The 9,154-nt window shown below is 73.4% G+C and carries 9 protein-coding genes; 6 read left to right on the forward strand and 3 right to left on the reverse strand.

The window, feature by feature from the left end:
* Nucleotides 1-205: 205 nt before the first annotated feature.
* From helR to ON36_RS10425, 4 genes are all read left to right on the forward strand, one after another.
* On the forward strand, nucleotides 206-2,416 hold the full coding sequence (gene helR, locus ON36_RS10405) for an RNA polymerase recycling motor ATPase HelR (RefSeq protein ID WP_174377557.1): 2,211 nt from the start codon (nucleotides 206-208) through the stop codon (nucleotides 2,414-2,416).
* Between the two features lie 862 nt (nucleotides 2,417-3,278).
* Nucleotides 3,279-3,794 carry a P-loop NTPase family protein gene (locus ON36_RS10415; RefSeq protein ID WP_043650776.1) on the forward strand — a complete coding sequence of 172 codons (516 nt, stop codon included), beginning with the start codon at nucleotides 3,279-3,281 and terminating at the stop codon, nucleotides 3,792-3,794.
* A gap of 99 nt (nucleotides 3,795-3,893) precedes the next feature.
* Nucleotides 3,894-4,376 carry a DUF4383 domain-containing protein gene (locus ON36_RS10420; RefSeq protein ID WP_052313841.1) on the forward strand — a complete coding sequence of 161 codons (483 nt, stop codon included), beginning with the start codon at nucleotides 3,894-3,896 and terminating at the stop codon, nucleotides 4,374-4,376.
* A 36-nt stretch (nucleotides 4,377-4,412) separates the two neighbouring features.
* The gene (locus ON36_RS10425; protein WP_052313842.1) at nucleotides 4,413-4,778 is read left to right on the forward strand and encodes a DUF6766 family protein; all 366 of its coding nucleotides are present in this window, start codon (nucleotides 4,413-4,415) and stop codon (nucleotides 4,776-4,778) included.
* Here the strand turns inward: ON36_RS10425 and ON36_RS10430 are convergent.
* Genes ON36_RS10430 through ON36_RS10440 form a run of 3 tightly spaced genes read right to left on the reverse strand, consistent with a single transcriptional unit; the run spans nucleotide 4,769 to nucleotide 7,012 of the window.
* Nucleotides 4,769-4,948 (reverse strand): hypothetical protein, encoded by a 180-nt coding sequence (locus tag ON36_RS10430; RefSeq protein ID WP_043650777.1) that lies wholly within the window; start codon nucleotides 4,946-4,948, stop codon nucleotides 4,769-4,771. The genes ON36_RS10425 and ON36_RS10430 overlap by 10 nt on opposite strands.
* A gap of 11 nt (nucleotides 4,949-4,959) precedes the next feature.
* Nucleotides 4,960-5,970: a baeRF2 domain-containing protein gene (locus ON36_RS10435; protein WP_052313843.1), complete on the reverse strand. Its 1,011-nt coding sequence runs from the start codon at nucleotides 5,968-5,970 to the stop codon at nucleotides 4,960-4,962.
* Nucleotides 5,971-6,004: 34 nt separating this feature from the next.
* Complete coding sequence (locus ON36_RS10440) at nucleotides 6,005-7,012, reverse strand: DNA topoisomerase IB (protein ID WP_043650778.1); 1,008 nt, start codon at nucleotides 7,010-7,012, stop codon at nucleotides 6,005-6,007.
* 82 nt (nucleotides 7,013-7,094) lie between these two features.
* On the opposite strand from ON36_RS10440, the gene ON36_RS10445 reads away from it, so the two are divergent.
* Together ON36_RS10445 and ON36_RS10450 are read left to right on the forward strand one after the other, a co-directional pair.
* Nucleotides 7,095-7,412 (forward strand): hypothetical protein, encoded by a 318-nt coding sequence (locus tag ON36_RS10445; protein WP_043650779.1) that lies wholly within the window; start codon nucleotides 7,095-7,097, stop codon nucleotides 7,410-7,412.
* Between the two features lie 48 nt (nucleotides 7,413-7,460).
* Nucleotides 7,461-8,945 carry an FAD-dependent oxidoreductase gene (locus ON36_RS10450; RefSeq protein WP_043650780.1) on the forward strand — a complete coding sequence of 495 codons (1,485 nt, stop codon included), beginning with the start codon at nucleotides 7,461-7,463 and terminating at the stop codon, nucleotides 8,943-8,945.
* Nucleotides 8,946-9,154: the final 209 nt, after the last annotated feature.

Here is a 9,154-nt window from a genome sequence, read left to right on the forward strand (position 1 = left end):
CGCGCGTGACGGCTCGCGACAGGGCTGGGAGCGGGCGGGGAGAACGCGGAAAGGGGACGGCGACACCTCTTTCCCTTTTCAACGTATAACGCACCAGGGGCCTTGTGGCAAGGCCCCGGTGCGGGCGCACAATGGCCCGCCGAGGTTCGCCGACCTGCGCGGACCACCACGGTCCGCGCCGGCGCGGCGAGGAGAGTGAGGGCATGTGACAGACCGGGATCACGACACCGAACTGCGGTCCGAGCAGGACTACGTGGCCGGGCTCTACGAGCGTCTCGACACCGAACGCGCCCGGGTGGCCCGGCGCTACGAGGACGCGCTGCGCGGCGACGGCCTGTCCCCGATGGAGCGCGATGTCGAGGTGCGCGCGCTCGGCCGGGAGCGCAGGCGCCTCGACGTGGCCGACAACGGCCTGTGCTTCGGCAGGCTCGACGCCGAGGACGGTGCGGTGACCTACATCGGGCGGATCGGCCTGTTCGCCGAGGACGACGAGTTCACCACCCTACTGCAGGACTGGCGGGCGCCGGCCTCCAGCGCCTTCTACACCGCGACGGCGGCCCACCCCGAGGGCATGCGCCGCAGGCGCCAGTTCCACACCAGGGGCCGCGCGCTGACCCGCTTCACCGACGAGGCGCTCGGGGGGCCGGGCGGCGGCGACGGGGACGCGGCGCTGCTGGCCGCGCTCGACGCGCCGCGGGGGGAGGGCATGCGCGACATCGTCGCCACGATCCAGGCCGAGCAGGATCGCATCATCCGGCTCGATCACCCGGGCGTGCTGGTGATCGAGGGCGGGCCCGGCACCGGCAAGACGGTCGTCGCCCTGCACCGGGTGGCCTACCTGCTCTACACCCAGCGGGAACGGATGGAGCGCAACGGCGTTCTCGTCATCGGGCCCAACCCGGCCTTCCTGCGCCACATCGGCCGCGTGCTGCCCTCGCTGGGGGAGTCGAATGTCGTGTTCGGCACCACCGGGGACCTCGTCCCCGGCCTGCGCGTCATCGCCGAGGACACCGCCGCGGCGACCCGGATCAAGGGGGCGCTGCCGATACTGGACGTGCTCGCGGCGGCCGTCGCCGACCGCCAGCGGCTGCCGGACGAACCCCGCTCGATCCCCCTGGCCGACATCACGGTCCGCGTCGACGCCGCGACCGCCGAGTGGGCACGCGAGGAGGCGCGCGCCTCCGGTCTGCCGCACAACGAGGCGAGGGCGACCTTCGCCGAGATCGTCACCTACGTCCTCACCGAGCGGGCGATCGCGCGGATCGGCCGTGGCTGGCTCACCCGCGACAACAAGGAGGCCTGGGAGAACCTGCGCGCCGACCTGCTGCGCGAGCTGGCCGACAGCGCGGAGTTCACCGCGCTGCTCGACGAGCTGTGGCCGGTCCTCACCCCCGAAGGGCTGCTGGCCGAGCTGTTCTCGTCGCCGGAGCGCCTGCGCGCGGCGGGCGCGGACCCGGCGCTGCATCGCGCCGACGGCGCCGCGTGGACCGTAGCGGACGTGCCGCTGCTCGACGAGCTGGTCGACCTGCTCGGACGGGAGAAGACCGACGACGCCGCGGCGGAGCGCGCGCGGCGGGCCGAGGCCGAATACGCTGCGGGCGTACTGGATCTGCTGGTGAACCGGGCCGACATGATGGACGACGAGGACCACCTCTTCGCCCAGGACATGCTCTTCGGCGCCGACCTGGCCGACCGCTTCACCGAACGTGACACGCGCGACGTCGCCGACCGGGCGGCCGCCGACCGCGACTGGACCTACCGGCACATCGTCGTCGACGAGGCCCAGGAACTGTCGGCGATGGACTGGCGGGTGCTCATGCGGCGCTGCCCGGGCCGGTCGTTCACCGTCGTGGGCGACCTGGCCCAGCGCCGATCGGTCGCGGGCGCGACCTCCTGGGGCGAGATGTTCGACCCGTACGTGCCGGGGCGCTGGGCCTACCGGTCGCTGTCGGTGAACTACCGCACGCCGGCCGAGATCGTGCGGGTCGCCGCCGGGGTGCTCGCGGAGTTCGCCCCCGGCGTGCGGCCGCCCGAACCGGTGCGCGCGTGCGGCGTCGAGCCGTGGTCGCGGCCGGTCACCGAGCGCGAACTGCCCGACGCGGTGGCCGAATTCGTGCGCGACGAGGCCGGGCGCGAGGGCACCAGCGTGGTCATCGGCCCGCCAGACGTCGCCGGCGCGGTACCCGCGGCCGCGACCAAGGGGCTCGAGTACGACGCGGTGCTGGTGGTCGACCCGGACCGGATCCTGGCGGACGGCCCGCGCGGCGCGGCCGAACTGTACGTCGCGCTCACCCGCGCGACGCAGCGGCTCGGCGTGCTGCACCGGAACCCGTTGCCGGAGTGCCTGTCCGGGCTGACGCCGCGGGTGGGTGAGGTCGCCGGTCAGCCGAGGGCGGCGAGCAGTTCCCGGGTGTGACGGTCGAGGGCGCCGGCGGCGCCCGGGTCGAAATCCGGCCCGGTGACGGCGATGCGCGTGCCCTCGACGTAGGCGCTGAGACGTTCGGCGGGCGGGCATCGATCAGGGCGAGGATCGGGTCGGCCGCCGCGGCAACGGGTTTGGCGTGCTGTCGCATGTCCTGGACCATGGCGAGCGTGGCCCGGTCGTAGGAGCCGGTCACCGCCGTCGCGGTCACCCCGGGGTGGACGAGCAGGTAGCGCACGGGGCTGTCGGGGTGGCGCTGGGCGTAGGCGACCCCGAGCAGGTCGTTGAGCTTGCCGCCCTGGCCGAGCGCGGCGCCGCCGTGATAGTGCCGCCGAGCCTGCAGGTCGCCGAGATTCGCGGCCGACAGCGGGCCGCCGGGCCCGGCGACGTTGACGATCAACGGCCGCGGCGCCCGCGCCAGCTCCTCGGCCAGCCCGTGCCCGAACAGGAAGCGGCTCAGGTAGAAGTGCGCGAACGTCGCCTCCAGGCCGTCGACGGTCTCGGTGCGGCGCGACCGGTAGTACCGGGCACAGAACACCAGGGTGTCCACGACGGGGTGCTCGGCACGGATCCGGGCGATCGCGGCCCGGGTGGCGGCCACCGAATCCAGGTCGACCCGGAGGAAAGTGCCACGCCCGCCGGAGGATCCGGTGACGGCGCGGCCCTTGTCCGGATCGCGGCCGAGGACGACCACGTGGTCGCCGCGCTGCGAGGAACTCCTCGGCCAGGTAGCGGCCGATCCCGTCGGTGCCGCCGGTGATGACGACCGTGCCCATCCGTGTCTCCTCGGTCTGTGTCGGCCGGATCCAGTGTGCCCGCATCCGGGGACGGCGCGGTCCGCGCATAGGCTGACCGGATGCGGCGCGTACTGGTCAGCGGGATCTCCGGCGCGGGCAAGACGACCCTGGCCCGGCGCCTGTCCGCCCAGCTCGGGCTCCCGCACCACGAACTCGACGCCCTGCACCACGGGCCCGGCTGGACGAAGCGGCCCGAATTCGAATCCGAGGTGGCCGAATTCGTCGCGGGCGAGCGCTGGGTCACCGAGGACCAGTACGCCGGGCTGCTCGGCGATCTGCTGTGGACCCGCGCCGACACCGTCGTGTGGCTCGACCTGCCGCGCCGCACGGTCATGCAGCGGGTGATCCGGCGCTCGTTCGCGCGCGCGGCGACCGGGCGCGAACTGTGGAACGGCAACCGGGAGTCCTTCCGCGACTGGCCCGACCCGGAACATCCCATCCGCTGGGCGTGGTCCCGGCACGCCGATCGCCGGGCCCGCACGGCCGATCGCGTCGCCCGGTTCCCGGCGGTCGAGGTGGTGCGGCTCACGGACGCGGCGGCGGTACGCCGCTGGCTGCGCGGGCTGTCCGACTGACGGCGGCTGTTTCGGCCCCGGCCCCGGTGGTATCGCCCGCCTACACCGCTCAAGTCCGGCCGGGGCGAGCGCCCGCGGCCGCGCCGAAAGGACGCTCCCATGGTGACTCGCACCGGTTCCGTCTCCGTCCTGCACTCACCGGTCCAGCTGGCGGCCCTGGTCGTCGGCGTGCTGTTCCTGCTCGCGGGCGTGCTCGGGTTCGTCCCCGGGATCACCACCGGCTTCGACAGCATCGAATGGTCCGGTCACCACTCCGGCGCCGAGCTGTTCGGCCTGTTCCAGGTCTCGGTGCTGCACAACATCGTGCACCTGCTGTTCGGCGTGCTCGGCGTCGCCGCCTGCACCCGGCCCGGCGCCGCGCGCACCTACCTCCTCGCCGGTGGCGCGGTCTATCTGGTGCTGTGGCTCTACGGGCTCGCCGTCGACCAGCACAGCGACGCGAACTTCGTCCCCACCAACACCGCCGACAACTACCTGCACTTCGGCCTCGGCCTCGGCATGCTGCTGCTCGGCCTGATCCTGCCCCGCTTCGCCCGGCCCGCCGACCCGCTCTCGGACCGCCAGCCCGGCATCATCGAGTAGGCGCGTCACCCGGCGCGGTCCGGGTATGCGACCGGCATGAAACACTTCCGGCGCTGGGGAGCTGTCTACCTGCTGATCCTGCTGTTCCTGGGCTCGTGGGCCGCGCAGTTCGTCACCCAGCTCATCGCCTACCGCAGCAGTCAGCAGGACCTGGGGCTGCCGTTCACCTGGTCCGGATACTGGCCCGACTTCCTGTCCAGCACGTTCGAGAACTGGCAGAGCGAATGGTTGCAGCTGGTCTTCCAGGCCATCCTGCTGCTGGGCGCCAAACACTGGATCTTCCGGGTCGACGCCGAGACGAGCGAGCGCATCGAGGCCAAGATCGACGACCTGCGCGACTACCTGGTGCCCCCGGCGCGCCACACCCCCGATCCGGCCTCGGCCGACCCCGATCAGTCCTGACCGGTGTCGGGCCGGATCGCGGTCTCGGGGTCGTCGTCGGCGGGCGGCTCGGGGTCGCGCCACTCCTCGGCGCGGCTGGACCGGTTGCCGCGCAGGGTGCCTTCGAGCTCGTGGGCGAGTTCCTCGTCCTGGGCCGGGCCGTGCTTGGTGTTGCCGCGTTCGATGTCCATCGGAGTTCCCTTCAGTGGTGGCGCAACAGGGCGGCGACGCCGTCATCGGACGGCAGTTCCCCGGGGGCGCAGACGATCTCGGCGCCCATGAGCAGCGCGGCGACCGGCAGCGCCTCGTCGGCGCGGCAGGTCTGGCGCGGGCCCGACCCACCGGACCAGCCCGCCGGGCCGTCGGCGTCGACGCCCACCTGCGCGCGGTCGGCGCCGACCTGCACCGCGCGGTCGCCGAGGGCGTCGGCGTCGATCAGCAGCTGGTCGACGTTGGCCATGCGCAGCGCCGCGGTGGTCTCGGCGAGGCCGGCCACGGCCAGGCCGTCCTCGCGGCCGTACTCGGTCGCGAACGTCTCGAGCACCTCGTCGTGGTGCTTGCGCCGTTCGGCGTCGAGCACCTCGGCCACCGCGGCGTCGAGCGCGTCGCGGTCGGCGCCCGCGGCCCGTCCGCCCGCCTCGACCTCGACCACGTTGTCGTCGGTGGGCAGGTCCCGGTGCAGGGCCGCGCGCGCGGCGACCTCGCCCGCGAGCACGATCACCTCCGCCCCCACCTCCTGGGCCTCCCAGGCCACCCGGTGGGCCGCGTCGGTGAGGTCGCGGTGCGTCTCGGTGTTGCCGTGCCCGTCGTCGGTGCGCAGGTCGCAGCCCGCGCGGTCGACGACGGCGACGACGTGGGGCACCGGCGCGCTGCCGTACTGCTCGACCAGCGGGAGCAGGTAGGGCAGAGAGGACACCCGCACCACCTCGGCCGCGGGCGGGTCCGGCAGCACCTCGTCGGCGTGCACGCCGTGATCGTCGAGGATCAGCAGCCTGCCGCCGCGGCCCACGACCGGGGGATCGTCGCGGATCGCCCGCTCGAACAGGGCGAGCATGTTCGCGGTCGCTCCCGCGTCGAGGAGTTTGTCGCACACGGATTTCCGGCGCAGGTCGAGCTGCCGGGCGGCGTCCTCGGTGTCGTGGGAGACATCGAGACACACCACCGCGAACGGACCGCGCCGTTCCGCTATCTGTCGCAGAGTCGTCTCGTTCACAGGGCGCGACTACCCACGGCACGGCGACCGAATCTCACCCGGCGAGCAGACGCAGCACGGCCTTCTCCACCGCGTCGCGCCGCCGCTCGGCCGAGCGGCACCGGTCGGCCCGCCGCAGCGCCGCGGCGATCGTCCTGCCCTCGGTGAACGCGGTGACCACGCGCGGATCGACGTACGCGTCGCGGGCGACGGTGGGCGTGTTGCCCAGCCGCTCGGCCACCTCGGTCATGACCTCCTTGATCACGGCGCGCCTGCGGCGCTCCGATTCCGGCGCGGGTTCCCGCTCGGCGAAGCACTCGGCGGCCAGCACGGTGGCCTCCCACGTCCGCAGATCCTTGACGCTGCCCTCGCAGCCGGTGAGTTCCTTGAAGCGCTGGTTGACGTCGTCGGCGGTCAGGTCGCACAGCCCGTCGCGCTCCCGGTAGACCAGCAGCCTGCCCGACTCCGGCCGCACCCGCCGCAGCGCCCGCACGACCGTGACCAGCGCGGGATCGGTCACCCGCGCCTGTCTGCGGATACCGCCCTTGGCCGGGAAGTCCAGGCACAGGGTGTCCCCGGAGACCCGGACCTGCTCGCGAAGCAGGGTCGCCACGCCCCGGCTGCCGTTCTCCTCGGCGTATTCCTCCCCGCCCACCCGGAACACCCCGCGGTCCAGCAGGGTGATCGCGGCCGCGCAGATCCGCCGCTTGCCGAGCCCGTCGTGCGCGAGGTCGGCGCGCACCCGCCTGCGCGCCGCGGGCAGGTGCGTGGCCAGCTCGAGCACCCGGTCGAACTTCTCCTCGTCGCGCTCGCGTCGCCACTGCTCGTGGTACAGGTACTGCTTGCGGCCTGCCGCGTCGACGCCGACGGCCTGGATGTGCCCGTGCGGGTGGTCGCTGATCCACACCTCGCGCCAGGCCGGGGGAATGACCAGCGCCTCGATCCTGGCGAGCGTCGCCGGGTCGTCGACCCGGTCGCCGTCGGTGGTGCGATAGCCGAAACCCCGGCCGCGCCGGACCCGTTCGATGCCGGGACCGTAGGGCCGCACACGTCTGAGTCGCATGTCGTCCTCCGCTCCGGATCTACCCGGTTCGGGCGCGGATTATCACCTGATTACCGGCGCCCGACCTGGCTATGCCGTCGGTATGAAAGCACGAACGAAGGTCGCCGCGGTCCTCGCGGCCGTGGCGATGGCCGCTCTGTCGGCCGCCTGTAGTGACATCGAGAAGGCCGTCAACAAGGGCGGTGACACCCGCTGCAGCGAGTACACCGCCCAGGATTCCTCGGAACGGCACACCACCGTGACGAAGTACCTGGAACAGGAGCGCGGCAAGGACGCGGGCGTCGATCAGAACACCGTCGACCTCGCCGCGGCCGCCATCGATCTGATGTGCAGCGCGCAGGCCAACCCCGACACCCCGATCCGCGACGCCGACCTGACCGGCATCCTCGTCCCCAAGTAGGCACCGCCACGGGCGTTTCGACGGGCGGGTGCGGGCTATGACCCCCGCATGACGTCCTACTGGTTCACCGAGGCCGAACTGCCCGCCCGCCTGCCCCTGCCCGGGGACGCCCGCGTCGACACGCTAGTGATCGGCGCCGGCCTGGTCGGTCTGTCGACCGCCCAGGCGCTGGCGGCGGCGGGCCACGACGTCGCCGTGATCGAGGCGCGGCGGGTCGGCGCGGTCACCTCCGGCGCCACCACCGCCAAGATCTCCGCGCTCCAGGGCACCCGCGCCCAGACCATCGCGAAGCGACACGACGTGGCCGTGCTGTCGCGCTACCTGGCCGCCAATCTGGCGGGCCTGGACCATCTGCTCGACTTCTGCGCCGGGCACGACATCGCCGCCCAGCGGGTGCCGGCGATCACCTACGCGCAGAACGAGTCCGAGCGCGGCGCGGTGCGTGCCGAGTACGAGGCGACGCGGGCCGGCGGACTGCCGACCGAGCTCGTCGACGACTGCGAGGTGCCGTTCCCGACCGCGGGCGCGGTGCGGCTGCGCGAGCAGGCGCAGGTCGACCCGGTCGCCGTGCTTGCCGCCCTGGCCGCCGACGTGGAGGCGCGCGGCGCCCCGGTTCACGAGTCGACCCGCGCCCGGCGGCTGCGCCGACGGCACGGCCGGGTGGAGGTGGAGACCGAACACGGCACGGTGTCGGCGTCGACGGTCGTGGTGGCGACGGGGATACCGGTCTTCGACCGCGGCCTGTTCTTCGCGCGGTTGACCCCGCAGCGCTCCTACCTGGCCGCCTTCGACGTGCCCGGCCCGATCCCGGCGGAGATGTACCTCAGCGCAGGCAGCCCCACCCGGTCCCTGCGCCGGGTTCCCACCGACACCGGGGAGGTCCTGTTCGTGGGTGGCAGCGGGCACACCGTCGGCCGGACCCGGTCGGCCGCCGCGCACGTCAACGACCTGCTCGACTGGACGGAGCGGTGGTTCCCCGGCGCGCGCCTGCTCGACCGCTGGTCGGCCCAGGACTACCACCCGGTCGGCGAGCTGCCCGGGGCAGGTCCGCTGCTGCCCGGCACCGACGACGTCCTCGTGGCGACGGGGTTCGCGAAGTGGGGCATGGCCGCGGGCGCCGCCGCAGCGACCGTGCTGGCGGACCGGGTCCTCGGCCGCCGCTCGCCGGAGTGGGCCGAGGTCTTCACCGTCGCGCGCCCGGCTCCCGGCACGCTGGTGGCGGGAGCGCAGGCGAATCTCTCGGTGGCACGGCAGATGACGACCGGCTGGCTGAGTCTGGCGGGTCACGGCGCCGCCGCGGGCGACCCGCCCGAGGGCGCGGGCCGCGTGGAACGTCGGGGCGCGCATCCGACCGCGGTCTGCACGGTCGACGGTGAGACCACGGCGGTCTCGGCGGTCTGTCCCCATCTCCGGGGCATCCTCGCCTGGAACGATGCCGAGAAGACCTGGGACTGCCCGCTGCACGGATCCCGTTTCGCGCCAGACGGCGCCGTCCTGGAGGGCCCTGCCACCACGCCGTTGCCGCGGCGCTGAACGGAGTCGCTCCGCCCGGCGTGCCGCGAAAACCGCGTGGCCGCAGGGATTACAGGCTGTGGACGCCCATCATCCGGGTCGCGGTTGCCAGGGCGAGGGCCAGCCCGACCGTGCCGAAGGCGGCGAGCGCGAGCGAGCCGCTGAGGGTGGTGAGTCCGAGGAAGAAGAACACGCAGGTGGCCACCATGATCGCCATGCTGGTCAGATCC

It is taken from the genome of Nocardia thailandica NBRC 100428 (assembly GCF_000308795.1).
GTDB lineage: Bacteria > Actinomycetota > Actinomycetes > Mycobacteriales > Mycobacteriaceae > Nocardia > Nocardia thailandica.

Bases quoted from the DNA above. Each gene is read 5' to 3' on its own strand.
- ON36_RS10450 (WP_043650780.1), top strand. From the start codon at position 7,461: ATGACGTCCTACTGGTTCACCGAGGCCGAACTGCCCGCCCGCCTGCCC.
- ON36_RS10415 (WP_043650776.1), top strand. From the start codon at position 3,279: ATGCGGCGCGTACTGGTCAGCGGGATCTCCGGCGCGGGCAAGACGACC.
- ON36_RS10420 (WP_052313841.1), top strand. From the start codon at position 3,894: ATGGTGACTCGCACCGGTTCCGTCTCCGTCCTGCACTCACCGGTCCAG.
- ON36_RS10440 (WP_043650778.1), bottom strand. From the start codon at position 7,012: ATGCGACTCAGACGTGTGCGGCCCTACGGTCCCGGCATCGAACGGGTC.
- ON36_RS10425 (WP_052313842.1), top strand. From the start codon at position 4,413: ATGAAACACTTCCGGCGCTGGGGAGCTGTCTACCTGCTGATCCTGCTG.
- ON36_RS10445 (WP_043650779.1), top strand. From the start codon at position 7,095: ATGAAAGCACGAACGAAGGTCGCCGCGGTCCTCGCGGCCGTGGCGATG.
- ON36_RS10430 (WP_043650777.1), bottom strand. From the start codon at position 4,948: ATGGACATCGAACGCGGCAACACCAAGCACGGCCCGGCCCAGGACGAG.